Raw genomic sequence first — 24,576 nt, 5'->3', positions numbered from 1 at the left:
CGCTGCGACGAGCGGCGCGTCGGCAACTCTGTCGAGCATAGCGCCGCTGTTAATGTATGCAAGATAATTATATTTGGCATGCCAAGAAACGCGGCAAGGTGCACGAGCCCGGCAGCGCCTATGCCTGCGAGGGCTCGGCCGCGCTGCCGCCCAGCGCGCCGTGGAGCCAGGCTGCCGCCGAGAGAAGGGCGTGATCCCGGTGCTGCGACGCGACCACCTGCGCGCCGAGCGGCATTCCCTTCCCGCCCGTCCCGGCGGGGAGCGTGACGCAGGGCATGTAGGCCACCGTCCAGAGGAAGTTGAAAGTCACCGGCCCGGTGTCGAACAGGCTGAACGGCGCTTCGCCGGCGGTGCTTGGCGTGAGCACGCCGTCATAGGGCGAGAGCGCCTCGTTGATGGCGTGCCGCATGCGCGCCATGGCGCGGAGCGCTTCCACGTATCGCGCGCCGTCGATCGCCAAGCCGTCGGCAACGATCGCCGAAACCGCCCGCGAGACGCCGCGGGGAAAACGCGACTGCTCCGACCGGAAGAGCCGCGCCGCCTCGAACTTGGTGATGGTCCAGTTCGCCTCCAGCAACTCGGCCCCGTCGACCGGCAGATCGACCTCCTCGACGTCCGGACCGAGGTTCTTGGCGATGCGCTCGATCAGCGCACGGGTCTGCGGCTCGGCCTCCTCCCAGTACGGCGTGCGGCACAGGGCGAGCCTGGGGCGCCCGGCACTGCCCCATGTGCGCAGCGGGCGCGCTTCCGCGCACAGCACCCTCAGGCAGAGGGCGAGATCCTCCACGCTCCTGGCCATCCAGCCGAGCGTGTCGAAACTCTCCGCCAGATGCCGGATTCCGGAATAGCTGGCCATCCCGTAGGACGGCTTGAAGCCGAATACCCCGCAATAGGCTGCGGGGCGGATGACCGAACCCGCCGTCTGGGCGCCGATCGTCAACGGCGCCGTCATGTCCGCGACCGAGGCCGCCGAGCCGCTCGACGAGCCTCCGGGCGTGTGGAGCGGATTGTGGGGATTCACCGTCTTGCCCGGATGGCGGAAGCCGAATTCCGTCGTCACGGTCTTGCCCAGGACGACGGCCCCGGCGGCCCTCAACAGGGCGACGCAGGCCGCATCGCTGCGCGGACGATGGCCGCGATAGAGGCCGGACCCGTATTCCGTCGGCATGTCGGCCGTATCGATGATGTCCTTCAGCCCCACCGGCACGCCGTGCAGCGCTTCGGCTGCGTCCGTCCGGTCGGCGTGCCGGGCCTGATCGAGCGCATGATCCGGGTCCACGAATGCCCAGGCGCCGGTTCCGGCGTCCAGCGCCTCGATCCGGTCCAGACAGGCGCTCACGAGCGCGACCGAGGTGAGCTCGCCGCTCCTGATGAGCCGGGCTGCCTCGCTCGCCGTCAGCCTGGTGAGATCCGTCATGACGCGCTCCATCCTGCCCAACGCCCCTGCTCGACCCGGGAGAAAAAATCCCCCAGCAGCCGGTTGAACGCGTCCGCTTCCTCCATCACGATCGAATGGCCGCAGAAGGGGAGGACCGCCAGTCCGGCATAGGGCGCGGTTCTGGCGACCAGCAGGCTGGGCTCGAAGGCCGGATGGTCGCGGTCGCCGACGGTCACCAGCACCGGCTTCTCCAGCTCGGCGATCTCGCCCGCCTGATCGGCGAAGGTCGGCCGCATGGCGATCCCGTTCGCCACCAGATTCGCTACCCCCTCTGCGTCGAAGTCGGCGATGCCGCGCAGAAGATCCTGCCAGCCCTTCGGATCCTTGTCGGCGAAAGGCCGGCGCTGCGGTGCCGCCGCGACGGATTCCGCGAGCGCCGCGACGCCTCCTCTCCGGATCGCCGCGGAGAAGGCAAGGGATTTCGCCTGCCAGTCCGGATCGCCCGTTCCCGCGCCGGAACCGGCCAGAACGAGGCCCCTGACCCGCTCCGGCGCGGCCAGGGCAAGCGCCAGCGCGATGTTTCCGCCCGTGCCGTGACCGACGAGATAGGCCTCCCCGATGCCGAGCGCGTCGAGGAGGGCAAGCGCGTCCCCGACCAGCGTCTCATGCGCATAGGCGGCGATGTCGGCCGGAACCGAGGACGGCGGGTAGCCCCGATAGTTGAAGGCGATCAGCCTGTGGCTGCGGGCGAAATGGCGAACCTGGGCATCCCATCCGCACTTGTCCGCGGCCAGTTCGTTGAACAGGAGGACCGGCTGGCCGCTGCCGTGCTCCTCGTAGTGGATCTGGACACCATCGACGCTGACCTCGGGCAAGACCATCTCCATTCGCTGAAACATCCCTGGCGCAGCCGTCGGCGAAAACCGTCCTTGGCGAAACGCCGGCGTCGAGCTTCACGCGAAAGTGCCTGCCGGTCAAGTATGGTATGCATAATTTATTATCTTGGCATGCATAATTTATCGCCAATGCATTTATCCAGCTTTCCACCCCTGGATTTCTCAGGCATTCTGCTTGAACCGGATGGAGTATTCCGGCCTTTTTGCATGCCAAAAGATTATATCTTGCATGCCTAATGAAAAGTCCCTACGGTTCCGAAAAAAGCCATGAGGGGTTGATCGATGGAAACAGGCACGCTGATCGAATTCCGGGGTGTCGGAAAAGCATTCGGGACCTCCGCGAAAACCGAAATCGCCGTCGTCAGCAACCTGACGTTCGGGATCGCACGTGGCGATTTCTTCTGCCTCCTCGGCCCCTCGGGCTGCGGCAAGACCACCGTTCTGGGCATGCTCGCGGGTTTCGAGCGCCCCACGACAGGCGAGCTGCTGTCCGAGGGCAGACCGGTCGACGGTCCCTCACGCGACCGCGGCGTGGTTTTCCAGGGGGACGATTCCCTCTACGGCTGGCTGACCGCGGCCGAGAACGTCGAGTTCGGATTGCGGCTGCGCGGCATGTCGGCGCCTGAACGGCGCAAGGTCGCAGAGCGCTACCTCGAACTCGTCGGGCTCGCCGGCCAGGGTTCCAAGTATCCGTCCCAGCTGTCGGGGGGCATGAAGCAGCGCACGCAGATCGCCCGCGCCCTCGCCAATGAGCCGTACGTGCTGCTGATGGACGAGCCGTTCGGGGCGCTGGACGCCCAGACCCGCGAGGTGATGCAGCGCGAACTGCGCGCGATATGGGAAACCACCGGCGTCACCATTTTCTTCATCACGCACGACATCGACGAGGCGATCACGCTCGGGTCCAGGGTCGGGATCATGACGGGCGGTCCCGATGCCCGCATGCGCGAGGTCTTGTCCATCGATCTCGATGCCGAGCGGGACCGCTCGGATCCCGCCTACCTCGCCTATTACAGCCGCATCCACAAAGCCATTCGCGAGGAAGCCGCGATTTCCGGGCGCCGCTTCAGGGAGAATGCCGCATGAGCGACACCGCATCCAGCCCCGGCACCGGCGGCGCGTTCCGCCTTTCCCTGCTGCACCGGACCCTGAAGGTCGTCCCGGCGATCATGCCGTATGTCGCAAGCTTCTGCGCGCTGCTGCTGATCTGGCAGGTCTTCTCCGACTATGTCGTGCGTTCGATCCTCTTTCCCCCGCCGGGGCAGGTATTGGTGAAATGGGTGGAGCTCCTCGGCAACGGAGTCCTCGTCGAGAACGCGCTGGCCAGCCTCAAGCGGATCGCCGTGGGCTTCCTGCTGGGCTCGGCCGCCGCCGTGCCGGTGGGGCTGCTGATCGGCAGCTTTTCGATCGCGCGCAAGCTCATCGAGCCATGGACCGAATTCCTGCGGTTCATTCCTCCTGTAGCGCTCATCTCGATCGCGGTCGTGTGGTTCGGGATCGGCGAGGAATCCAAGGTGTTCCTGATCATATGGACCACGATCTTCATCGTGATCCTCAACACGGCTGCGGGCGTCGCGTCGATCCCCATCAACAAGATCCGTGCGGCCAAGTCCCTGGGGGCCAGCCGAAGCCAGCTCTTCTTCCTGGTGGCGCTGCCCGGCACGATGCCGTTCATCCTCACGGGGATGCGGCTGGCGATGGCGAATTCCTTCACGACCATCGTCGCGGCCGAGATGGTGGCCGCGCAGGCCGGACTTGGCGTGATGCTCTGGAACGGGCGCATGTTCATGCAGATCGACGAGATTTTCGTCTCGCTCGTCACGCTCGGCCTCCTCGGCTTCACGGCCGATCGTCTCTTCCGGCTGGCCATCTACCGTTTCGCGAGCCGCTACGCGGTCGTGACCTGAAGCGGCATGCCGCACAACAGCAAAAATGGGGAACTGAAGGACATGAACGCACTTCTCGGCAAGATACGGACGACGGCGATCGCGGCCCTCGCCGCGGCGCTCGCAGGCACGGCCGCGCTCGCACAGGACATCGTGGTCGCGACGGGCCAGGATCCCTCGCTCGGCGCGTTCTACGTCGCACGGGACGCGGGCATCTTCGAAAAGCACGGCCTCAACGTGCGGCTCGAATCCGGCCCCGCCGGATCGGCCATGGTTTCGCTGCTGATCAAGAACCAGGTCCAGGCGGCGCTTGCGGCCGAACAGGCAGGCATTCTCAACTACAACATCGACAAGGACGTGGTCGTCGTCGCGCAGGGCTCGGAGCCCCTGCGGTATTTCGGCCTCGTCGCCCGCAACGTCGCGGGCGTCGAGGACCTCAAGGGCAAGAAGATCGGCGTGACGATCGGCAGCGCCAGCGAGGTGTTCTGGCGCACGTTCATCAGCAAGCTGAACCTCAACGCGGACGACTACACCGTCGTTCCCGTCGATCCGCCGGAGATGATGGCCGCGCTGGAGCGCGGAAACATCGACGCCGCAGCGACGTGGGAGCCGTGGATGTCGAGGATGGTGGAGGGCGTCTCCGACACCGCGATCCTCAGGGACAACGAGGGCATTTTCACCGCCCACAACCTCGTCTACTTCAACCGGACCTGGGCGGAGGCGAACCCGGAAACGGCACGTACGCTGCTGACGGCGATCATCGAGGCGGCGGATTTCATTCGTGAACAGCCGGACGAGGCGGCGAAGATCATCGCGGCCTATTTGCGCATGGACGTCGACTTCACGCGGATGCTGATGACCAAGTACAATTCCGACATTCTGCTCGATCAGGGAACGATCGACTCTCTCCGGCTGATCGAGACGCAGCTCGTGGAAGGCGGGAAGTTGCCGGCGGAAGGCATCGACTGGGCAGGCTTCATCCATGCCGACATCCTCAAGTCGATCGCACCGGACAAGGTCGACTACCAGCTTCCCCAGAACTAGCGCAACGTGCGGAAATGCTGAATCGGTGCCGCCGCGCCATCTCCTTGCTGGCATCGAACCGAAAAGGACGCGCCCTTTTCGGCTTGATGCCAGCTGACGAGAATCCGATCTCGGTCAGAGGAGCGCGGACCGCGGCCGGGCCGCACGCGTCTTTCAGCGGCTGACCGTCGCTTTCAGCGCATCGACGGAGGATCGGATGCCGGCCTCGGTGGACATTGTGAAATCCTCCATTTCAAGGCTGACCCAGCCATTGTAGCCGACCATGCGGACGACGGAGAAGAACTCCTTCCACCATTGCAGATCGCGGCCCGCGCCCACGGCAACGTAGTTCCACGCGCGGTTGGCCACGTCGGTGACTTCCTTGAGTTCGAGCAGGCCGTTCACGTCGGCGAGGCCGCGTTCGATGCGGGTGTCCTTGCCGTGGCAATGGTGGATCGCGGGGCCGAGCGCGCGCGCCGACGCGATCGGATCCGCGCCCATCCATATCAGGTGCGACGGGTCGAGATTCATGCCCACCGTCGGGCCGACTTCGTCGCGCAGCCGGAAAAGGGTCTCGGGGTTCCATACGAGCATGGCCGAGAAGTTTTCGAGCGCGTATTTCTCGACGCCGACTTCCCCGGCCAGTTTCACCAGACCGTGCCACAGCGGGAAGGCGCGCTCCTCCCACTGATAGCGGTCCCGCTCGGGCATCTCCTCGGGCCAGCTTCTCGTATAGACGAGCCAGTTGGGGACCGTGTCGCCCGGCGCGGCCTCCGGAAGACCCGACATCGCCACGATCGTCCTGACGCCGATCTCGCCCGCGAGCCGGATCGTATCCTCCATCTCCCTGCGGTGACGTTTGCCCATGTCACCCGGATCGAGCGGATTGGCCGAGCAGTTGAGAGCCGCGATCTCAAGGCCGCGCGCCGCGATCTCCTTCAGCTTCGTCTTCAGCATCCCCCTGTCCGCCAGGAGTTCGCCGGCGCGGAAATGGGGGGCGCGGGACCAGCCGCCGCCGGTCATCTCGATGCCTTCGACGCCGAGTTCGACGCATTTGTCGAGCATTTCAGTGAAGGGCAGATCGCCCATGACATCGGTGCAGATTGAAAGCTTCATCTGTTGGTCTTTCGTTGAAACGTGAGATGTCGCGGCGCGCCGCGAAGGAGGCGGAAGGTTTCGGGCGCGCCGCCGGTCCGGATCAGGTGAAGTCGACCCAGACGGAACCTGCATCTGCCGAACGCACGCAGTTCTCCAGCCATCGCACACCCTCCGTCCCGGCCGCGATTCCCGGGTAGTGGTGCGTCTTCAGGAAGGCTTCGTCGCCGCGGTTCCTGGCGTCGATCGCCTGCGCGATCCACAGGTAGATGTTCGACCAGCTGTCGCCGAGGCCTTCGGTATGCAGCGCGCCCATGCGGTCGATGGCCAGACTTTCCTGTTCGAGATAGGGCATGCCGTGATGCAGGATGCGGTTCGGCTCGCCCTGCACGTCATAGAGCAACTGGTCGGGATGGCTGTCGGACCATTCCACGCTCGCCCTGGAGCCGATGAAGCGGTAGCGCTGCGATCCCATGTTGCCCGCGTTCACGGAGGACACCCAGAGGCGGCCGCGCGCGCCGTTGTCATAGTGCATCAGCACGGTCGCATGGTCCTCCAGCGGCGCGCGGCTCGGGATGAACGCCTTGCGGTCGCACAGGAGCTTGTCGACCCTCAGGTGCGGCAGCACGATTTCCGACAGGTAGTAGAGGTGCGTGCCGATATCGCCCAGAACGAAGGTCGGCCCGGCGGTCAGGGGACTGGTGCGCCACTTCACGGCCTCGGGCGCGCCCACGTCATCGCCGGCGTTGAAGCCGTGGGTGTATTGCAGATCCACGATGCGGATCTCGCCCAGCCAGCCCCTGGCGACCATCGCCGCCATCTGGCGCACCAGCGGGTGGCCGGTGAAGCCGTAGGTCACGCCGACGATCAGGCCCTTTTCATCGGCGAGCCCGGCGATCTCCTCGCATTCGGCGACGGTGAAGAAAAGCGGCTTCTCACAGATCACATGAAGCCCGGCTTCAAGGCAGGCTTTGGTGATCTCGTAATGGGTGACGTTCGGCGTGGCGATCGAAACGACCTCGACGCCGTCCTCGCGCTGCAATTCCCTGGCGATCAGTTCCCGATAATCGGCATAACAGCGCTCGGCGTCGACGCCGATCCTGGTGCCGAAGTCGCGCCCGCGCTCGGGGTCGAGGTCGAAGGCGCCGCAGACAAGCCGGTAGGTGCCGTCGCGCGTCGCCCCGGTCCGGTGCTTGTAGCCCACCTGCCCGGTGCGGCCGCCGCCCACCATCCCCCAGCGAAGGGGGCGTTCGATCAGTCTTTCTCCGTTCAGCATGTCCGGGCCTTTTCTGGAAACTGTTCTGTTCTGTTTGGAAAAGCAAAGCAGACGAGGGTCATTTCGTCCGCCAATACTTGTCGACGTATTCCTGCATTTTCCGGCGCATCAGGCGGGCACTGTCCTTTGCGCGGTCTTCCCAGGCGAAGACGCAGTTCGACAGCACGCCGTCGAATTGCATGTCGGCGAGCGTCGAGAAGAACGTGTCCCAGTCCAGCTCTCCCTCGCCGATATCGAGGTGCTGGTGCACGCGCACCTTGGCGCCCGGCGGATTGACGATGTAGCGCAGCGCGGACGACGCATTGTGGTCGTAGGTGTCGGCAAGCCGCACGTGCACGAGTTCGCCCGCGGTGGCGCGGAGCGATTTGACCATGTCGTCGCCGTAGAAGTAGGTGTGCGGCGCGATGTAGGAGCACTTGACCCACGGCGAGTTGATGGTGCGCACGATATCGACCGCCGGCTCGATGCGCTCCAGCCAGTCCTCGGGATGGGGCTCGAGGCTGAGCGTGACGCCCGCGCGCTCGAGGAGGGGCACGACGATGTCCATTGCGCGCCAGAAGGCGTTTTCGCAGGCCTCGGGCGTGTGCAGCCCGTCGCGGTCGGCGGCCGAGCGCTCGGGCGAGCCGCCGCGGCCGAATTCGGACACCAGAAGCGGGCATTCCATGTCGTTGGCGATCTCGATGACGCGCTTCCAGTTGTCGATCGCGATCTCCCATTCCTCGCGGTAGGGGCTGGCCCAGCGATACATCGGCTGCAGGGTCGCGAGGCCGACGCCGTGGTCCTTGAGCGCTTTCTTGAAGCGCGCGACGCGATCGGGATAGACGCGCGGGCGCGTCCACCATTGCAGGAAGTCCGGCCGCGGCGAGAGCTCGATGTCGTCGTAGCCCAGTTCCGCCGTGATGCGGCAGGTCTCCTCAAGGGACAGATGCCGGAACATGTGAGGATCGAGCGTGAATTTCATGGCAAGTCACCCGTAAGTAGTCATCCGTCAAAAGGTTGCGTTGTCCCATCCCGCCTGCGCGGCAGGCGGGTCGGTTGCGTATCCGGACGAAGATCCGTCAGATCCGTCAGTTGCGGTGGCCGACGGCCCGCACCGGCGGCGGATGCCCGCGATGTGTGGCCGAATAGGCCTCGATCTCCGCTTCGAGTTCGGCCATGGCCTCGCCGCCCGCCATGAGGTCCGTGATTTCCTCGCGCGTCCTTTCACCCTTCCGGAAATCCGCCGCCTTGGCCCCCTTGATCAGCACCGCGAAATGATCGCCGACCGTCATCGCGTGGATGACGTTATGGGTGATGAAGATCACGGCGAGGCCGCGCCGGCGCGCTTCGAGAACGATCCGCAGCACGTGAGCCGCCTCCTTCACGCCGAGCGCCGCCGTCGGTTCGTCCAGGATCAGGACGCGGGCACCGAAGTGGACGGCGCGGGCGATCGCGAGCGACTGCCGCTCACCCCCGGACAGGCCGCCGATCAGGCGATCCCCGTCGTCGATGCGGGTGATGCCGAACTCCCGCACGGCCTTCACCGCGATCTCGTTGGCCTTCTTGCGGTCGTAGATCCTGAACGGGCCGAAGCCCTTCGTCGGTTCGCGGCCGACGAAGAACGACCGGCCGATGGTCATCAGCGGAAACGTGCCGCCGAACTGATGCACCGTCGCGATCCCGAGATCGGCGGCCTCGCGCGGGCTGTTGAACACCAGCGGCCTGCCTTCGAACTTGACCGTTCCGCTGGTGGGCTTGTGGACGCCGGCGAGCGTCTTGATGAGCGTGGACTTGCCGGCGCCGTTGTCTCCGAGGAGGCACAGCACCTCCCCCGCGTGAACCTCGAGCGTGATGTCATGAAGGACGTCGATCGGTCCGAAGGACTTGCAGACGTTTTCGAGCTCCAGAATGGGCGTCGTCATCGACCGGCCCTCACTTCTTCTTCGCGGGCGCATAGGTCAGCGCCATGTGCCGGAAGGTGTTGTTCATGAGGACCGCGAGCAGGAGCATCACGCCGATGATGAGGCTCGACCAGTTGCGGTCGAACGTGGTGAAGTAGATGCCCTGGTTCACGATGGCGAAGGTGATGGTGCCGAAGAATATGCCGATCACCGAGCCGAAGCCGCCGGTCAGGAGCACGCCGCCGACGACAACCGAGATGATCGAGTTGAAGATGAAGGTCATCCCTCCGGAAACCTGTGCGGAGTTGAACAGGATCGCCTGGCACATGCCGACGAACGAGGCGCTCGTGGCCGACAGGACGAAGAGGATGATCGTCAGGCGGTCCGTCGGAATCCCCGCGTTGCGGGCGCTGACCCTGTCGCCGCCCATGGCGAAGATCCAGTTTCCGTAGGGAGAGAAGTGGACGTAGAAAATGAAGAGCGCCGTTATGGCGAACCACCACAGGATGACGACCTGGAAAGAACCGCCGATGAACTGGCCGAAGACGAACTTCGCCCACGGGTCGGCCATCAGCGCCACGCTGGTCGTGCCGGTCACGAGGACCGAAAGGCCGAGCGTCAGGCCCTGCACGGCGAACAGCGTGCCCAATGTCACGATCAGCGACGGCACGGCGGTGCGCACGACGAGGATGCCGTTGACGAGACCGATGACGAGGCCCACGAGGATCGAGCTCAGCATGCCGATCCAGATCGGCAGATCATAGTGCCCCGAGAGGATCGCGACCGTCATGGAGCCGGCGGGAATGAGAGCGCCGATCGAGATGTCGAGCTCGCCGGCGATCATCAGCAGACCGATGGGAAGCGCGACGATGCCGAGGTTGGCGGCCACGTTGAGCCAGCTTGCCGCGCCCGCAGGCGCCAGAAACCTGGAGCTGCCGAAAACGGCGAAGAATATCAGGACGCCGGCAAGGCCCAGGAAGGCTCCCGTCTCGGGGCGGCGCAGCAGGCTGCCGAAGGAAAGGTTGTTCATCGGTGATTGTCCCAGTTCGGGCTTTTCCGTCCGATGTGCGCGGGTCGACGCCGCACGCACATGCGATGGCTCCGGCCGCGGAGGTCTGGCGCGGCCGGAAGCCGTCCGCCCCGTCAGCGGGCGCCTTTCCCGACGCCGGCCAGGGTTGTCTCGATGGTCGACGCATCCACGATGCCCGGTCCCGTCAGAACGGGCGCGGTGGGGAGATCGGTTCCGAAATCGATGTGCGACGCCAGAAGCGTCACGGCGAGCAGCGATTGCAGATAGGGCTGCTGATCGATCGCGAAGCTCTGCGAGCCGTCCTTGATCCTGGCCAGACCCGAGGCATTCAGGTCGAAAGTGCCGTGGACGACCTTGCCGGTCTTGCCGGCCTGGGCAATGCCGCTCGCGCCCGCATCGGCGTCGGTGGCGCTGATGTTGATGACGCCGTCGATCGTGTCGTCCTGCAGCAGCGTCGCCTTGATGGCCTCGGCAATCGCCGTCTGATCGCCGAAGCTCGTCGACGGAAGCGGAAGCTGCTTCGCCGTTCCGCCTTTTTCGGTGACGCCGTCGATCACGCCCTTGCATCGGGCCTCCTGATTGGCGGCACCGGGAACGGTGTTGATGCAAAGAACGTTTTTCGCATTCTTGGAAGCGAAATAGTCGCCGCCCGCCCTGCCGGCCGTGTATTCGTCCGAGCCGACATAGTTGATCGCACCGAGTTCGCGCGCCTTTTCGATGCTGCCGGTGTTGATCAGGATGACCTTGACGCCGGCGTCGACGGCGGCCCTGATGGCGTCGTCCTGGGCCTCGGGCACCCAGTTCGGCACGGCAATCCCGTCTACGCCCTGGCTGATCGCCGTCCGGACGAGCTGCGCGGCATCGGGACCCAGGTTGTCGTAGGTCTGCAATTGCAGATAGGTGACGGAACCGCCGTTCTGCTCGACGATGAGCCGGGCGTCGTCCAGCCCCTTCTTGATGCGGTTCCAGAATTCATCGTCCGTCTTGCCACCGACGACGGCGATATTCGCCGACATCGCCGACGTGGCACCGAGCAAGACGACAACGCTCGCCAGCAGCCCGCGCAGGGCACGCTTCGCAACATTCATCTGATTTCCTCCCTGAAGCATTGCATCATTTCACGGAAACGATGGAACGCTCTACTTCTTTGATTTTGAGCGAATTCTGATCGATCGGATGATTCCATCCGATCGGAAAGCACTCCAAAGCGGCGATCGAGACGACATCTTCTCCGGATCCGTTCTCGTCACGACGATATTGATAGCAAACCACCCGACCATTCGAAATAATTCTTGCAACAAAAAAGAGATTTTGTATCATTTTAACTCAATCAAGAATGAGATAAAAAGTTTCATGAGAAATCGACCGACCATTGCCGATCTTGCTGGGGCATCAGGCGTCAGCATTTCGACCGTCAACCGCATCCTGGGCGGATCGGGGTCGGTTCGGGCGGCAACCATCCGGAGAGTGCAAAACGCGGCGGAGGAGATCGGGTTTTATGGTCTCGGTGTGATCGAGGACCGCAGGAAGCGCGCGCTTCCCAGCTATCGCTTCGGATTCCTGCTTCAGCAGTCGACGCGCAAGCTGTACCGTCTGTTCGGCGAACAGATCGTCGAAGCGGCGGCGAGACGGCAGAACGAGAAGATCGAACCGCTGGTCGATTTCGTCGATATCCTCGATCCTCAGAATATCGCCGGTCGCCTTGAGGCTCTCGGTGGACAGTGCGATGCGGTTGCGGTCATCGCCGGGGATCATCCTTTGATCAGCCAGAGGATCCAGTCCCTGAAGGCCCGCAACGTACCCGTCGTCGCCTATATCACCGACCAGTCCGCACCGGATCGGGCAGGTTTCGTCGGGACGGACAACTGGAAACTCGGACGGACCGCGGCATGGTTTCTTGCCCAGATGAACCCGGACCCCGGAAGACTTGCGGTTTTCATCGGCAACCACCGCTATCAGTGCCAGGACATATCGGATGCGAGCTTCCGGTCGTACATGCGGGAGCACGTGCCGCATCTGCAGGTCGATGACAGCCGGCCGACCCACGAGCAGCCGCAGGAAGCCTACAGGATGGTGAGCGAGCTGCTCTCCCAGGTCGACGACCTGCGGGGCATATTCATCATCGGCGGCGGCATCTCGGGCGTGCTGAGAGCGATGCGGGACGCTCCGGAGGAAAGACGGAAAAGGGTCAAGGTCGTCTGTCGCGACATCGGACCGGATACGCGCCAGGGCCTGTCGGAGGGGCTGATCACCGCCGCCCTGTGCCACCCGCTGGAAAAAACGTCGGACGAGTTGATCGCGACGATGATCACCTCCCTGGAGCACCGCAACAGCACCACGATCCTCCAGCGCGTCATCCCGTTCGAGATCATCACGCCGGAAAGCGTCTAGAGGCTGCCAGTGACCATGGATGGGGTCTGGATGAGGTCAAACTGCCCGAATGCAAGGAGCATTGCGCAGCCGATCCTCCGTGTATCGGCAGGCGATGCGACGCTGCGCGAGAATCTCGGGGTTGCGCGGCCCCGACCAACGGCCTAAAAGACGCAGCACCGGTCGCAGCCTACCCGGTTACCAAAACAAGGGCCTCAACAATGAAATCAGCCATCGTCTGCTCCGGCGGACTCGATTCCGTTTCGCTTGCCCATATCATGGCGGCGGAACACACACTCTCGCGCATCATTTCCTTCGACTACGGACAGCGGCATCGGAAGGAGCTCGATTTCGCCGAACGCGCCGCCGGGCGGCTCGGCGTGCCCTTCCATCTGATCGACCTGCGTCCGATCGGTGCGGCGCTGACAGGTTCGGCGCTGACCGACGATATCGACGTGCCCGACGGACACTACGCCGAGGAAACGATGCGCATCACCGTGGTGCCGAACCGCAACGCGATCATGCTCGCGATCGCCTTCGGCGTGGCGGCCGCGAGAGGCGACGACGCGGTTGCGGCCGCGGTGCACGGCGGCGATCACTTCATCTATCCCGATTGCCGGCCGGGCTTCACCGACGCCTTTGCCGCGATGCAGAAGGCCGCGCTCGACGGCTATGCCGACGTCGCGCTGCATGTGCCCTTCGTGCGCAGGACCAAGGCTGATATCGTGGCCGAGGGCGCGCGTGCCGGCACGCCCTTCGCAGAAACATGGTCCTGCTACAAGGGCGGCGAGATCCATTGCGGGCGCTGCGGCACCTGCGTCGAGCGCCGCGAGGCCTTCGCGCTCGCGGGCGTGCCCGACCCCACCCGCTATGCCGACCCGGATTTCTGGCGCGCCGCCGTCGCGGCGCGGGGGATGGCCTGATGTACCGCGTTTCCAAGGAGTTCCATTTCTCCGCCTCGCATCGGCTCGACCATCTGCCGGATGGCCATCAATGCGCGCGGCTGCACGGCCACAACTACGTCGTTGTGGTCGAACTGTCGGCGCCTGCGCTCAATGCGGACGGCTTCGTGCGCGACTATCACGAGCTTGCGCCGCTGAAGACCTATATCGACGAGCGTTTCGATCACCGCCATCTGAACGATGTGCTCGGCGTCCCCTCGACCGCCGAGAACTTGGCGCAGCATTTCTACGACTGGTGCCATGCGCGCTGGCCCGAGGTTTCGGCCGTGAAAGTCTCGGAAACGCCGAAGACCTGGGCCGAGTACCGGCCGGAGTGCCGGCCAGGGCATAGACCATGACGCTGCGCATCGCCGAGATCTTCGGGCCGACGATCCAGGGCGAAGGCGCGCTGATCGGTCAACCGACCGTCTTCATCCGCGCGGGCGGCTGTGACTACCGCTGCCGCTGGTGCGACAGCCTCCACGCTGTCGAGAGCCGCTATCGCCACGACTGGGCCGCGATGGAAGCGCCCGAGATCATGGCCGAGGTTGCGCGCCTTTCGGGCGATCGGCCGCTGACGGTGTCGATCTCGGGCGGCAATCCGGCCATTCAGGATTTCGCCCCGGTCATCGCGCTCGGGCGGGCCGGGGGCTACCGCTTCGCCTGCGAGACGCAAGGGTCGGTCGCGCGCGACTGGTTCGCGGATCTGTCGCTGCTGGTGCTGTCGCCCAAGCCCCCCTCGAGCGGCCAGCAGACCGACTGGAGCGCGTTCGACGCCTGCCTCGCGGCGGCAAGGAGCGCCGACAGGATCATGAAGATCGTGATCTTCGACGAGCACGATCTGGAATGGGCACGTCTGGCTGCGGCGCGCTATCCCGACCTCGCTCTCTATCTGCAACCCGGCAACCCGGAGACCGACCCCGAAAAGCCCGTCGATCCGCAAAGCCTCGCCGACCGGATGCGTTGGCTCGTCGACGCGACCATAGGCCGGGGCTGGCTCGCGCCGCGCATCCTGCCGCAGCTTCACGTGCTGATCTGGGGCAACAGACGCGGCGTATGACCGCGAAAGGACAAGCAATGACCGAGACGATCTACAGCAATCTCAAGCAATTGGGCGGCGCGACGGTCATGCCGCGAAGCCCGGAGGACGCCGTTCTCGAACGCGTGAAGAACCCGCAGGCCGATGTGAGCTACAATGTGCGGTTCACCGTGCCCGAATTCACCTCGCTGTGTCCGATCACCGGCCAGCCCGACTTCGCGCATCTGGTGATCGACTATGTGCCGGGCGAATGGCTGGTTGAATCCAAATCGCTGAAGCTGTTCCTCGGCTCCTTCCGCAATCACGGCGCCTTCCACGAAGATTGCACGATCTCGATCGCGCGGCGCCTCGTGGCATGTCTCGAACCACGCTGGCTGCGGATCGGCGGCTATTGGTATCCGCGCGGCGGCATTCCGATCGATGTCTTCTGGCAAACCGCCGCGATCCCCGAAGGCGTCTGGATCCCCGATCAGGGCGTGCCGCCCTATCGCGGCAGAGGATGACCCCGGGCTTTCCGCGCTCCTGACCGCTTCCCGTATACCCCGGACGGCCGCTCCGTCCGCGACCTGGAGCGGGCCGTCAGGGCCGAGGCGGCCGGCGCCGTCCTCATGAAGCCCGTCACTCACGCCCCTTCGCCCGGCCTGTCGGGTTCCGCCGCCGCCAGCCGGCCGGCCAGCCTGCCGAAGCTGATGCCCTCCGCGAGGTTGCCGCCGCCCTGATAGGCGAACTGGAATACGGAAGCGATCTCGCCGACGGCATAGAGGCGGGGGATGGGCCGATCGTCCCAGTCCAGCACCTGGCGGCGGGCGTTCACCCGCAGCCCGCCCTTGGTGTTGGGGCCGCCCGGATAGAGCGGGATGGCATAGAACGGCGGTTTTTCGACGGGTCCGAGCGTGCCCGGTTCGCGGTTGAAATCGGGATCGGAGCCGGCGGCGCAATGCGCGTTATAGCGCGCGATCTCGGCGCATAGCGCTCGTGCGTCCATCCGCTCCAGGTTGTCGGGGTGGAGACGGATCTTCTCCGCCAGTTCCTCCAGCGTCTCGCCCTTCAGGATCCAGCCCTGCCCGATCGCCCGAAGATTGTCGTCGCCCCAGTCGATCCCGTTGTAGGAGGCCGAAGCCGTCAGTACCACGGGGCCGCGTTCGCGCAGGCTTTCGTCGAAGATCATCCACGAGGGGATGCGCGGATAGTCCAGCGCGAGCGTGTCGAACTGCAAGGCTTCCTTGTAGAAGATGTAGCGGCTCGGATCCTTGGTGATGCGCCGCTCGGAAGCGAAGCGCCGGCCGTAGCTGTCGACCACCATTTCGTTGGGCTTGCCGACGCCGTTCGTGTTCAGGCCGACCTTGAGCCCGTGGCGGCGCTCCGGCACGGCGCAGATGATGCGGCCCGCGACGCTGCCCACCTTGGCCAGCGCCGCCCCGACGCGGGTCGCCATCTCGATCCCGTCGCCGGTGTTGGCCGGGGAACCGTAGAAGGCCCAGCCCTCGGCCGCCGGCCCGTCCAGAAACGCCTTGCGCATGCGCTTGTTGTACTCGAAGCCGCCCGTACAGATGATCACCGCGCGCCGTGCGCCATAGGTGACGGAGGCGCCGCCCCGCTCGCCGGCGACGCCCGCGACGTTCCCCTCGTCGTCCAGGATCAGCCACCGGCCACGCGTGTCATAGTGGATCGGGATGTCCCGGCTGGCGACGCCGGTCATCAGGCAGGCGTGGAACGCCTCGCCGGCCTGCTTCTGCGACTTGTCGAGATCGCGCGTCAGCCCGTAGATGTCCTTCTCGTCCTCCGAACCGGTATAGCTGCTGCGCACGACGAAGTATCCCGCGTCCGACGCGCCCGGAAACTCGGGGAATGCCGCGCTCGCCATGCTGATCGTCTTGAACATGGGATCGAGGCTGCGCATGAACGGCTCGTTCTCCGGCGCGAGGCGAGCCCAGATGTCGGCCAGCTCGTCGGCGAATTCCGGCATCTCGCCCTCCAGCCGCAACGGCAGCCCGTCACCGCTGAACATGGCCTTGGCATAGGCCCTCAGCGATTCGAAGCGCCCGTCCGGCCGCGGGCTGTGAAAGCCGCCGCCGCTCATGCGGGTGTTGGAATAGTGGCGGTCGGCGGGCTGCTTTTCCAGGACGACGACGTCGGCTCCGACGTCGCACGCCTCGATCGCTGCGCAACCGCCGGCCACCCCGAGCCCGACGATCACCACGTCCGCCACATGGTCGAAATTCACCCGCGTCACGTCCCTGTCCCTTCTCTGTCGCCGGCACCGTCGGGAGGTCATGAAAGCTCGCAGCCGCCGAGCTTCTCGGAGAACTGCGCCAAGGCCGTATGGTCGGGTCCGTGGCCCGCGTTGAGCGCCCCCTCCCACAGCTCGCGGCACAGCGACGAGAAGGGCGCCGCGACGTGCCCCTCGTTGGCGATGCCCAGGGCGATCGTGAGGTCCTTCACCATCAGGTCCAGCCTGAAGCCGGAGTTGAACGCGCGCGAGAGCACGTACTGCTTGAACTTCTTCTGGGTGGAGTTGTTCATGCCCGTCGAGGCGTTCAGGACATCGACCATCACGCCGGGATCGAGGCCGAACTTGCGCCCGATCACCATCGCCTCCACGCCGATCAGGAAGCCGCCGGCGGACACGAGATTGTTGAGCGCCTTCATCGCATGGCCCGAGCCGAGCGCGCCGATGCGCAGCAGGGAGGAGCCGAGATGCCCCAGCACCGGCTCGACGCGGGCGACCTCAGCCTCCTCCCCGCCGAGCATGATGGTGAGTTCCCCGGTCTCCGCCCTGGGCACGCCGCCGGAGACCGGCGCGTCGACCATGTGCACGCCGGCAGCAGCGAGCCGTTGCCCGATCTCGATGGTCCTCGCGGGCACGCCGGAACTCATCTCGACGACGACGGTACCCGGCCGGATCGCAGGGAGCGCCCCGTCGGCACCGGTCAGGACATCCGCCACGATGCCGCTGTGCGGCAGCATGGTGATGATGATGTCCGCGGCCCCGGCCAGTTCCGCGGGCGCATGCGCCGCCGTCCCGCCGACCTTGGCCGCGAATTCGTCGGCGCGGGCATGGTCGAGGTCGTAGACAGCCACCGTGTAGCCCGCCTCGACGAGGCGTCTCGACATCGGCCAGCCCATGGCGCCGATGCCGATCATGCCGATCCGCGTGTCAGTCCCGTTCATGGTTGCGCGTCCTCCCTGTTGTCCTTCCCGCTTGCGTCCGCATCCGCGGGCTCGAAGCAGGGAACGTGTCTGCCCCCCATCGTGGGCATGAATTTCAGCCGCACCGGCTGGCCGATCCGCAGGGTATCGAAGTCGCAATTGACGATGTTCGTCAGCATGCGCGGACCATCTGCGAGTTCGACATAGGCGATCGCGAAGGGCGGCGAGGCGCGGCGGCTGACCGAGAAGCTGTAGATCGTCCCGTGTGGCGACATGTCCACCCACTCCGTGGCCCCGGCGCAGAACGGGCAGAATGGCCTCGGATACCAGTGGAATTCACCGCATGCGGTGCATTGGCGCCCCAGAAAGCGGCCCTCCGCCGCGGCATCGTAGAAAGGCGCGCTGTCGGTGTTCTCGGGCGGATCGGTATAGAGCGGCGTATCGTTCATGGCGTCACTCCCGTTCCAGGATCACGACCGCCGCGCCGTGGCGGCTGCCCATGAGGCTGCCGATCCCGCTGGCCACGGCGAGGCGGCAATCCGCAACCTGCACCGCGGGCGTGGCCTCGCCACGCAGCTGCCGGACCGCCTCGATCGCCTTGGTCATCCCGCCGCGGTTCATCGGGTGATTGCTGCACAACCCGCCGCCGTCGGTGTTGAACGGCAGCTTGCCGGTCCCGGCGATCAGGTTGCCGTCGGCAACGAACCTGCCGCCTTCTCCCTTGACGCAGAATCCGAGATCCTCGATCTGCATGAGAACCGTGATGGTGAAGCTGTCGTAAAGCGAGGCGTAATCGATGTCGGACGGCGATACCCCGGCCTCCTCGAAGGCGGCGGGGCCGGCCATGGCGGCGGCGGAATAGGTCAGGTCGACCTTGCCGCCCGACTGGCCCTTGAAGGCCTCCCCGGCCCCGGCGACGCGCACGAGGGGGCGCTGGAGCGAGCGGGCGATCTCCGGCCGCGCGATCACCAGCGCACCTCCGCCGTCGGTGATCACGCAGCAGTCGAGACGATGCAGCGGGTCGGTGACCAGGGGCGAGTTCACCACCTCCTCGACGGTGACCACGTCGCGCAGGAGCGCATGCGGGTTGTGTTGCGCATGGTGGCTGGCCGCGACCTTGATCCAGGCGAGCTGTTCGCTCGTCGTGCCGTATTCGTGCATGTGGCGCATGGCGCACATCGCGTACATGTTGGCGGTGGCGGGGCCGAAGGGCGCTTCCCAGCCGCTGTCGGCCTGGTTGGGGTTGCCGGGGCGGAAGGCCGTGCCGGTCGCCTGGCCCTCGCTTCGGGGCCGGCCGGCGAGCGTGATGAGCGCGACGTCGCAGCGTCCCTCCGCGATGGCGCGCCTGGCGTGGCCGATCTGCGCCAGATAGGTGGCGCCGCCGATATCGGTCGAGTCGAGATACCGGGGGCGCAGGTTCAGGTAGTCCGCCATCGTCAGCGGACCGAGGCCGAAGGCATCGCCGGAGCAGAAATAGCCGTCGACGTCCCGCAGCGTGAGACCCGCATCGTGCAGGGCGCCCAGCGCCACCTCGGCATGCAGCTGCGCCACGGATTTGTCGGGCGCCTTGCGCGTGGGGTGCTCGTAGGCACCGACTATGTAGCAATCGCCGCCCATGGCTCACACCGGGTCCCAGCCGAAGATGTCGGCGCTGCGTTCGAGCGGCCGCAGGTCGGCGCGGATCGCCGGCAACGCGTGTTCGGCGATGGTTTCCGGCGTCCAGCCTTCGGCGCGCTGGATGCCGCGCAGCGGCCTGTTGTGGCTCATCAGGAATATCTCGTTGTTCCGGGAGACGAATATCTGCCCCGTCACCCCCCTGGAGAGATCCGAGGCGAGAAAGATCACGAGCGGCGCGTTCTTGTCCGGCGTCATCCGCTGCAGGCGGGCGACGCGCGCCTTCTCGGCATCGGTGGTGGCCGGAATCGACCCGATCATGCGGCTCCAGGCATTCGGGGCGATGCAGTTCGACCGCACGCCGAAACGTTCCATGTCGAGCGCGATGGATTTCGACAGGCCGACGATCCCGAGCTTGGCGGCGGAATAGTTCGCCTGGCCGAAGTTCCCGATCAGGCCGGAGGTCGATGTCATGTGCACGTAGGTGCCGCTCTGCTGCTCCCTGAAATGGGGCGCGGCCGCACGGCTGACATAGAAGCTTCCGTTCAGGTGCACGCCGATCACGGCGTCCCAGTCCCCGGGATCCATCTTGTGGAAGATCGTGTCGCGCAGGATGCCGGCGTTGTTCACCACGACGTCGATCCGCCCGTAGTGATCCAGCGCCGCCTGCACGATCTTCTGCGCGGATGCCCAGGACGAGACCGAATCCGTGGACAACTCGGCCTCGCCGCCGGCCTGACGGATGAGCGATACCGTCTCGGCGCCCGGGGCGTCGGAATGCCCCTCCCCGTCCAGCGCGCCGCCGATGTCGTTGACGATGACCCTGGCGCCGGCGTCAGCGGCTGCCACGGCGATCGCGCGACCGATGCCGCCGCCTGCGCCGGTGACGACCGCGACCTTTCCTTGCAAGGCTTTCTCTGTCATGTCCTCGTGCCTCTCTCAGACGTAGACTGCGATGATGTTTTCCGAGATCGCGGCGGGCCTGTCGGCGCCCTCGATCTCGAACGTGTTCTGGAACAGATACTTGTAGCCGCCGTCGATCGGTTCGGCCGATTTCAGCGTAGAGCGCATGCGGACGCGCGCGCCCACGACGACCGGCGCGATGAACCGGACGCGGTCGAGGCCGTAGTTGATGCCGCGCTTCTTGCTGCGGACCTCGTAGAGTGAATTGATCAGCCGCGGGATCAGCGACAGGATGAGATAGCCGTGGGCGATCGTCTTGCCGCCCGGCATCTCGCGCGCGGCGCGCTCGACATCGACATGGATCCACTGGTGGTCGCCGGTGGCGTCGGCGAAGCCGTCGATCATCTTCTGATCGACGGTCACCCATTCGCTCACGCCGATTTCGGTGCCGGCCAGTTGCGCCAGTTCCTCGGGGGTTTCCACGCTTTTCATCGTCCCTGTCCCTCCGCTCATCGCCCGCTGAAGCGCGGGGCCCGCTTCTCGGAAAAGGCCGCCACGCCCTCGCGGTGGTCCTCCGAGAGGGCCACGCGCGCCTGATGCAGGGCCTCGAGCGCGAGGACCGCGTCCAGCGAACGGGTTTCGGCGGCATTGAGGTTCGTCTTCATGTAGCCGATCGCGAGCGACGGCCCGTCGCGGAACCGGGCGGCAAACGCCTGCGCCGCTCCCGCCAGCGCGTCGTCCCCGACGACCTCGGTGGCCATCCCGATACGCCCGGCCTCGTCGCCCTCGATCATCGTCGAAAAATAGTAGAGCGCACGGGCGCGCTCGGTTCCGACGAGCCGCGTGAGGAACCAGGTTCCGCCGTAGTCGCCCGACAGGGCGATCCTGGCGAAGCCGGTCGAAAGCCGGGCCGAACGCGCGACGATGCGGAAATCGCAGGCGAGCGCCAAGCTCAGCCCCGCCCCGACCGCGGCGCCGTTGACGACGGCGATCGTGGGCTTGGGCATGGTGTGCAGCAGGTGCGGGATGCGGTGGACGCGGTTCAGAATGTTGAGCCGCGTCTCGAACCCGCGGTCCATGCCGGCCGACATGCCCTTGACGTCGCCGCCGGCGCAGAAGGCCCGGCCGGCACCGGTCAGCACGACCGCGGCAATGCCCTGATCCGCGGCGAGCCGCTCGAGCGCGGCGAGCAGCGCCTCCACGAGGTCCGGCGACAGGGCGTTCATCCGCTCCGGACGGTTGAGCGTCAACCACGCGATCCCGTCCTCGATCCGTTCGATGAGTTCCGGCATGCTCCCTCCGATCTAGAGCACTTTGTCCTTTCACGGAAACGACAAAATGCTCTAACTTTTTGATTCTGAGCGAATTCTTGTCGTTCAACTGATTCCACTTGAACGGAACACGCTCTGGCAGACAGGTGGAAACGGCCGGCGTGTCAGCCGGCGCGGGACATCGGGGTCATCCCTTCCCGTCCGAGGGAGCGCCCTTGCCGGCGACGAGACCGGCCTCGGCGAGTACCTGATCGGCGATCTTGAAGGCGTCGAGGCCAGCGGGGATGCCGCAGTAGACGGTCGCCTGAACGAGCACCTCGCGGATCTGCTCGACCGTCAGGCCGTTGTTCACCGCGCCCCGGACATGCAGGCGGATCTCGTTCGGCCGATTGAGCGCCGTGAGCATGGCGATATTGATCATGGACCGCTCTTTCCGGGTCAACCCCGGCCTGCCCCACGCATAACCCCAGCACCATTCCGTGGTGATCTCCTGAAATGCCTGCATGAAGTCGCTGGAGCGCTCCATCGAGGCGTCGACATATTCGGCTCCAAGCACTTCGCGCCGGAGTTCGAGGCCGCGGTTGAATTGTTCGCTTCGTGCTTCGGTGTCCATGGCTGTGCCCGTCCTTCCGTTCCAGTAGTGAACCAAGTTGCGATACGCTCGCGGTGCGGGATTGCTCCCGGCCGATCATCGGTCCGCACTCACGTGCAGACGTAATCCACCGCCACCGGTTGCCTGCCGGCCGCAGGAACGATCACCGGATTGAGTTCGAACTCCGGCCGATCGGCGCGAAGCAGATGCCCGACCCAGGCAACCCGTTGAACGAGATCGATAAAACCGTCGACCTCGCCGGGCGCCCTGCCCCGATAGCCGAAGAGCAGGGGGCCGGTCCTGAGTTCGTCGATCATGTCGCGCACCTCTGTGCGGGTAACGGGGACCGGCCGGCGCGCGACATCCTGGACGAGTTCCGTCAGCACGCCGCCGAAGCCGACCGTCACCATGGGTCCGATCTGCTCGTCCGTATGGATGCCGACCAGCCATTCGGTCCCGTCCTCGACCATCTGCTGCACGAGTATGCCGTCCATGTCTTCCCGGCGAACCGCTTCGCGGATGGCGCGGACCGCGGCACGGACGGCCTGCGGGTCATTCAGGCGCAGATGCACGCCGCCGACGTCGGACTTGTGCGTGATCCGGTCCGACACGAGCTTCACCGCCACCGGATAGCCGATGCTGTCGGCGGCCGTGGCGGCTTCGTCCTCGGTGGCGACGTCCTCGGTGGCGACGACCCGGGAGCGCGGGACCGGAACGCCGGCGGCGTCGAGGACCGCACGCAGCCACGCGTCCGCCGTGTCGAAGGCGTCGCGGAGCGGCAGTTCCGGCTCCCGGCCGGCGAGCGGGCCGAAGTCTGCCGGCGGTGCCGACCGGCGCCCCGTCAGATAGCGCGCGTAGTCGCGATGGCGGGCGAGCGACGTGAAGGCATCCCGCGTGCACGGGAAAAGCGGGATCCCGGCCTCGCGGAGCGTCTTCCAGGCGCCGTCCTCAAGACCCTCGCCGGCTTCCCAGACAACGGCGAAGGGCTTCTTCGCCCGCTGCGCGCTTTCCACCAGCACCTCGGCGATCATCTTGCAGTACGCGGGCTCGGCCTGGGACTGAAAGAAGAAGAAGATGTCGAAGGCGGGTTCCGACGCGAATGTGTCGATGGCCGCCTGGAGGCGCGGCCTGTCGCGCCCGAACCCCGCGGTGGGATCGAGCGGGTTTGCCACGGTCGCGATCCTGGGCACGATCGGGAGCAGCGCCTCCCGCACGGGATCCGAGACCTCGGGCAGGGTGAAGCCCTGTTCGCTGGCCGCATCGGCCAGCAGGCTGGTGCCGCCGCCCGGCAGGCTGAGAACGCCGATGTCGTATGACGACAGCACAGGCAGTCTGGTGGCCAGCAGCGCCTGGTCGGCCAGCGCGGTCAGCTCGCGGACGGTGATGATGCCGTGGGCCCGGCAGGCCGCCTCGAAGTCGACCGCCGCACCCCCCATCGCCGCCGTATGCGTCTGGATCGCGCGCAGGCCGACCTTGCTGCGCCCCTGTTTCATGACGACGATCTGCTTGCCCTTGTCGGCCGCGCGCTCGGCGGCGGCGAAGAAGGCGCCGGGATCGCGGATCGCCTCCAGCAGGCAGACGACGCAGGCGACCTCGGGATCGTCGACCAGATAGGCGAGATAGTCGGCGGCGGTGGTCACCGCCTCGTTCCCGATACCGATCAGATGGCTGACCCCGACACCCCGCTGCCGGCAATGTCCGAGGATGGTCGTGGCCACGCCGCCGGAGGACGAGATCACCCCGACATTGCCCGGCTGCCCCTGCGACAGACCCAGAAAGCCGCTTGCGCCGAAGGCGACGAAACCCCTGTTGAAGTTCGCAAGGCCGGCGGTGTTCGGGCCGCACAGCGGCATCCCGGCCTCGCGGCAGATATCGGCGAGCCTGCGCTGGTTGGCGGCCCCTTCGGTGCCCACCTCGGCGAAGCCGGCCGTCAGCACGATCAGCGAGCCGACGCCGATGTCGGCGCAGTCCTGCGCGGCCTGGAGCGCGGCGTCCGCATTCACGAAGACGACAGCGACATCGGGCGGATTGTCCTTGAGATCGCGGATCGACGCGAAACAGGGGAAACCGGCAAGCTGGTCATACTTGGGATTGATGGGGAACACGCTTCCCTTGAATCCGAAGTCGCGGATCTGGCTGATGATCATGCCGCTCATCCGCTTCGGATCCGCCGACGCGCCGATCACGGCGATCGAGTTCGGCGCCAGCATGGTTCCCAGGTTCATTCCATTC

General features: G+C 65.8%; 25 protein-coding genes. 8 read left to right on the top strand and 17 right to left on the bottom strand.

What is annotated here, in order from left to right; all coding sequences use genetic code 11:
• Window positions 1-118: 118 nt before the first annotated feature.
• Together ACUSIJ_RS16215 and ACUSIJ_RS16210 are read right to left on the bottom strand one after the other, a co-directional pair.
• Window positions 119-1,417: an amidase gene (locus ACUSIJ_RS16215; RefSeq protein WP_449309447.1), complete on the bottom strand. Its 1,299-nt coding sequence runs from the start codon at window positions 1,415-1,417 to the stop codon at window positions 119-121.
• On the bottom strand, window positions 1,414-2,253 hold the full coding sequence (locus ACUSIJ_RS16210; protein WP_449309446.1) for an alpha/beta fold hydrolase: 840 nt from the start codon (window positions 2,251-2,253) through the stop codon (window positions 1,414-1,416). Before ACUSIJ_RS16210 ends, ACUSIJ_RS16215 begins: the two co-directional genes overlap by 4 nt.
• 303 nt (window positions 2,254-2,556) lie before the next feature.
• Here ACUSIJ_RS16210 and ACUSIJ_RS16205 point away from each other — a divergent pair, with 303 nt between their 5' ends.
• The 3 genes from ACUSIJ_RS16205 to ACUSIJ_RS16195 are packed head-to-tail and all read left to right on the top strand — an operon-like array spanning window position 2,557 to window position 5,204.
• On the top strand, window positions 2,557-3,360 hold the full coding sequence (locus ACUSIJ_RS16205; RefSeq protein ID WP_449309445.1) for an ABC transporter ATP-binding protein: 804 nt from the start codon (window positions 2,557-2,559) through the stop codon (window positions 3,358-3,360).
• Complete coding sequence (locus ACUSIJ_RS16200; protein WP_449309444.1) at window positions 3,357-4,181, top strand: ABC transporter permease; 825 nt, start codon at window positions 3,357-3,359, stop codon at window positions 4,179-4,181. The genes ACUSIJ_RS16205 and ACUSIJ_RS16200 overlap by 4 nt, the downstream gene beginning before the upstream one ends.
• 42 nt (window positions 4,182-4,223) lie before the next feature.
• Window positions 4,224-5,204: an ABC transporter substrate-binding protein gene (locus ACUSIJ_RS16195; RefSeq protein WP_449309443.1), complete on the top strand. Its 981-nt coding sequence runs from the start codon at window positions 4,224-4,226 to the stop codon at window positions 5,202-5,204.
• Window positions 5,205-5,357: 153 nt separating this feature from the next.
• On the opposite strand, the gene ACUSIJ_RS16190 is transcribed toward ACUSIJ_RS16195, so the two are convergent.
• The 6 genes from ACUSIJ_RS16190 to ACUSIJ_RS16165 all read right to left on the bottom strand — a co-directional run bounded on the left by ACUSIJ_RS16190 (window position 5,358) and on the right by ACUSIJ_RS16165 (window position 11,552).
• Window positions 5,358-6,299 (bottom strand): sugar phosphate isomerase/epimerase family protein, encoded by a 942-nt coding sequence (locus ACUSIJ_RS16190; protein WP_449309442.1) that lies wholly within the window; start codon window positions 6,297-6,299, stop codon window positions 5,358-5,360.
• 82 nt (window positions 6,300-6,381) lie between these two features.
• Window positions 6,382-7,554 (bottom strand): Gfo/Idh/MocA family protein, encoded by a 1,173-nt coding sequence (locus tag ACUSIJ_RS16185; RefSeq protein ID WP_449309441.1) that lies wholly within the window; start codon window positions 7,552-7,554, stop codon window positions 6,382-6,384.
• A gap of 58 nt (window positions 7,555-7,612) precedes the next feature.
• Window positions 7,613-8,515 carry a sugar phosphate isomerase/epimerase family protein gene (locus tag ACUSIJ_RS16180; protein WP_449309440.1) on the bottom strand — a complete coding sequence of 301 codons (903 nt, stop codon included), beginning with the start codon at window positions 8,513-8,515 and terminating at the stop codon, window positions 7,613-7,615.
• Between the two features lie 106 nt (window positions 8,516-8,621).
• Window positions 8,622-9,455, bottom strand: coding sequence for an ATP-binding cassette domain-containing protein (locus ACUSIJ_RS16175; RefSeq protein WP_449309439.1), 834 nt, complete (start codon window positions 9,453-9,455; stop codon window positions 8,622-8,624).
• A 10-nt stretch (window positions 9,456-9,465) separates the two neighbouring features.
• On the bottom strand, window positions 9,466-10,464 hold the full coding sequence (locus tag ACUSIJ_RS16170) for an ABC transporter permease (protein WP_449309438.1): 999 nt from the start codon (window positions 10,462-10,464) through the stop codon (window positions 9,466-9,468).
• A 113-nt stretch (window positions 10,465-10,577) separates the two neighbouring features.
• Window positions 10,578-11,552, bottom strand: coding sequence for a substrate-binding domain-containing protein (locus ACUSIJ_RS16165; RefSeq protein WP_449309437.1), 975 nt, complete (start codon window positions 11,550-11,552; stop codon window positions 10,578-10,580).
• A gap of 265 nt (window positions 11,553-11,817) precedes the next feature.
• On the opposite strand from ACUSIJ_RS16165, the gene ACUSIJ_RS16160 reads away from it, so the two are divergent.
• From ACUSIJ_RS16160 to queF, 5 genes are all read left to right on the top strand, one after another.
• On the top strand, window positions 11,818-12,855 hold the full coding sequence (locus ACUSIJ_RS16160) for a LacI family DNA-binding transcriptional regulator (RefSeq protein ID WP_449309461.1): 1,038 nt from the start codon (window positions 11,818-11,820) through the stop codon (window positions 12,853-12,855).
• A gap of 200 nt (window positions 12,856-13,055) precedes the next feature.
• Complete coding sequence (gene queC / locus ACUSIJ_RS16155; RefSeq protein ID WP_449309436.1) at window positions 13,056-13,757, top strand: 7-cyano-7-deazaguanine synthase QueC; 702 nt, start codon at window positions 13,056-13,058, stop codon at window positions 13,755-13,757.
• Window positions 13,757-14,134: a 6-carboxytetrahydropterin synthase QueD gene (gene queD / locus ACUSIJ_RS16150; RefSeq protein WP_449309435.1), complete on the top strand. Its 378-nt coding sequence runs from the start codon at window positions 13,757-13,759 to the stop codon at window positions 14,132-14,134. The genes queC and queD overlap by 1 nt, the downstream gene beginning before the upstream one ends.
• Window positions 14,131-14,835: a 7-carboxy-7-deazaguanine synthase QueE gene (gene queE, locus ACUSIJ_RS16145; RefSeq protein ID WP_449309434.1), complete on the top strand. Its 705-nt coding sequence runs from the start codon at window positions 14,131-14,133 to the stop codon at window positions 14,833-14,835. Before queD ends, queE begins: the two co-directional genes overlap by 4 nt.
• A 17-nt stretch (window positions 14,836-14,852) precedes the next feature.
• Window positions 14,853-15,317, top strand: coding sequence for a preQ(1) synthase (gene queF, locus ACUSIJ_RS16140; protein WP_449309433.1), 465 nt, complete (start codon window positions 14,853-14,855; stop codon window positions 15,315-15,317).
• A 119-nt stretch (window positions 15,318-15,436) separates the two neighbouring features.
• On the opposite strand, the gene ACUSIJ_RS16135 is transcribed toward queF, so the two are convergent.
• The 9 genes from ACUSIJ_RS16135 to ACUSIJ_RS16095 form a co-directional block, all read right to left on the bottom strand.
• On the bottom strand, window positions 15,437-17,047 hold the full coding sequence (locus ACUSIJ_RS16135) for an FAD-dependent oxidoreductase (protein WP_449309432.1): 1,611 nt from the start codon (window positions 17,045-17,047) through the stop codon (window positions 15,437-15,439).
• 38 nt (window positions 17,048-17,085) lie between these two features.
• Window positions 17,086-17,985, bottom strand: a complete 900-nt coding sequence (locus ACUSIJ_RS16130) for an NAD(P)-dependent oxidoreductase (protein ID WP_449309431.1) — start codon at window positions 17,983-17,985, stop codon at window positions 17,086-17,088.
• Window positions 17,982-18,413, bottom strand: coding sequence for a Zn-ribbon domain-containing OB-fold protein (locus tag ACUSIJ_RS16125; RefSeq protein ID WP_449309430.1), 432 nt, complete (start codon window positions 18,411-18,413; stop codon window positions 17,982-17,984). The genes ACUSIJ_RS16130 and ACUSIJ_RS16125 overlap by 4 nt, the downstream gene beginning before the upstream one ends.
• A gap of 4 nt (window positions 18,414-18,417) precedes the next feature.
• Window positions 18,418-19,581 (bottom strand): thiolase domain-containing protein, encoded by a 1,164-nt coding sequence (locus ACUSIJ_RS16120; protein WP_449309429.1) that lies wholly within the window; start codon window positions 19,579-19,581, stop codon window positions 18,418-18,420.
• Between the two features lie 3 nt (window positions 19,582-19,584).
• Window positions 19,585-20,502 (bottom strand): SDR family NAD(P)-dependent oxidoreductase, encoded by a 918-nt coding sequence (locus tag ACUSIJ_RS16115; RefSeq protein WP_449309428.1) that lies wholly within the window; start codon window positions 20,500-20,502, stop codon window positions 19,585-19,587.
• Window positions 20,503-20,517: 15 nt separating this feature from the next.
• Entirely contained in the window at window positions 20,518-20,973 is a 456-nt protein-coding gene (locus ACUSIJ_RS16110; RefSeq protein WP_449309427.1) for a MaoC family dehydratase, read from the bottom strand.
• A 17-nt stretch (window positions 20,974-20,990) separates the two neighbouring features.
• Complete coding sequence (locus ACUSIJ_RS16105) at window positions 20,991-21,773, bottom strand: enoyl-CoA hydratase (RefSeq protein ID WP_449309426.1); 783 nt, start codon at window positions 21,771-21,773, stop codon at window positions 20,991-20,993.
• A 166-nt stretch (window positions 21,774-21,939) separates the two neighbouring features.
• On the bottom strand, window positions 21,940-22,365 hold the full coding sequence (locus tag ACUSIJ_RS16100; protein ID WP_449309425.1) for a carboxymuconolactone decarboxylase family protein: 426 nt from the start codon (window positions 22,363-22,365) through the stop codon (window positions 21,940-21,942).
• A gap of 89 nt (window positions 22,366-22,454) precedes the next feature.
• Window positions 22,455-24,569, bottom strand: coding sequence for an acetate--CoA ligase family protein (locus ACUSIJ_RS16095; RefSeq protein WP_449309424.1), 2,115 nt, complete (start codon window positions 24,567-24,569; stop codon window positions 22,455-22,457).
• Window positions 24,570-24,576: the final 7 nt, after the last annotated feature.

This window comes from Pseudochelatococcus sp. B33 (assembly GCF_053570585.1).
Note: the sequence above shows the minus strand (reverse complement) of the source record. Positions and strands in the feature narration are given on the sequence as shown.

Bases quoted from the DNA above. Each gene is read 5' to 3' on its own strand.
- ACUSIJ_RS16215 (WP_449309447.1), bottom strand. From the start codon at position 1,417: ATGACGGATCTCACCAGGCTGACGGCGAGCGAGGCAGCCCGGCTCATC.
- ACUSIJ_RS16205 (WP_449309445.1), top strand. From the start codon at position 2,557: ATGGAAACAGGCACGCTGATCGAATTCCGGGGTGTCGGAAAAGCATTC.
- ACUSIJ_RS16200 (WP_449309444.1), top strand. From the start codon at position 3,357: ATGAGCGACACCGCATCCAGCCCCGGCACCGGCGGCGCGTTCCGCCTT.
- ACUSIJ_RS16195 (WP_449309443.1), top strand. From the start codon at position 4,224: ATGAACGCACTTCTCGGCAAGATACGGACGACGGCGATCGCGGCCCTC.
- ACUSIJ_RS16190 (WP_449309442.1), bottom strand. From the start codon at position 6,299: ATGAAGCTTTCAATCTGCACCGATGTCATGGGCGATCTGCCCTTCACT.
- ACUSIJ_RS16185 (WP_449309441.1), bottom strand. From the start codon at position 7,554: ATGCTGAACGGAGAAAGACTGATCGAACGCCCCCTTCGCTGGGGGATG.
- ACUSIJ_RS16180 (WP_449309440.1), bottom strand. From the start codon at position 8,515: ATGAAATTCACGCTCGATCCTCACATGTTCCGGCATCTGTCCCTTGAG.
- ACUSIJ_RS16175 (WP_449309439.1), bottom strand. From the start codon at position 9,455: ATGACGACGCCCATTCTGGAGCTCGAAAACGTCTGCAAGTCCTTCGGA.
- ACUSIJ_RS16170 (WP_449309438.1), bottom strand. From the start codon at position 10,464: ATGAACAACCTTTCCTTCGGCAGCCTGCTGCGCCGCCCCGAGACGGGA.
- ACUSIJ_RS16165 (WP_449309437.1), bottom strand. From the start codon at position 11,552: ATGAATGTTGCGAAGCGTGCCCTGCGCGGGCTGCTGGCGAGCGTTGTC.
- ACUSIJ_RS16160 (WP_449309461.1), top strand. From the start codon at position 11,818: ATGAGAAATCGACCGACCATTGCCGATCTTGCTGGGGCATCAGGCGTC.
- queC (WP_449309436.1), top strand. From the start codon at position 13,056: ATGAAATCAGCCATCGTCTGCTCCGGCGGACTCGATTCCGTTTCGCTT.
- queD (WP_449309435.1), top strand. From the start codon at position 13,757: ATGTACCGCGTTTCCAAGGAGTTCCATTTCTCCGCCTCGCATCGGCTC.
- queE (WP_449309434.1), top strand. From the start codon at position 14,131: ATGACGCTGCGCATCGCCGAGATCTTCGGGCCGACGATCCAGGGCGAA.
- queF (WP_449309433.1), top strand. From the start codon at position 14,853: ATGACCGAGACGATCTACAGCAATCTCAAGCAATTGGGCGGCGCGACG.
- ACUSIJ_RS16130 (WP_449309431.1), bottom strand. From the start codon at position 17,985: ATGAACGGGACTGACACGCGGATCGGCATGATCGGCATCGGCGCCATG.
- ACUSIJ_RS16125 (WP_449309430.1), bottom strand. From the start codon at position 18,413: ATGAACGATACGCCGCTCTATACCGATCCGCCCGAGAACACCGACAGC.
- ACUSIJ_RS16120 (WP_449309429.1), bottom strand. From the start codon at position 19,581: ATGGGCGGCGATTGCTACATAGTCGGTGCCTACGAGCACCCCACGCGC.
- ACUSIJ_RS16115 (WP_449309428.1), bottom strand. From the start codon at position 20,502: ATGACAGAGAAAGCCTTGCAAGGAAAGGTCGCGGTCGTCACCGGCGCA.
- ACUSIJ_RS16110 (WP_449309427.1), bottom strand. From the start codon at position 20,973: ATGAAAAGCGTGGAAACCCCCGAGGAACTGGCGCAACTGGCCGGCACC.
- ACUSIJ_RS16105 (WP_449309426.1), bottom strand. From the start codon at position 21,773: ATGCCGGAACTCATCGAACGGATCGAGGACGGGATCGCGTGGTTGACG.
- ACUSIJ_RS16100 (WP_449309425.1), bottom strand. From the start codon at position 22,365: ATGGACACCGAAGCACGAAGCGAACAATTCAACCGCGGCCTCGAACTC.
- ACUSIJ_RS16095 (WP_449309424.1), bottom strand. From the start codon at position 24,569: ATGAACCTGGGAACCATGCTGGCGCCGAACTCGATCGCCGTGATCGGC.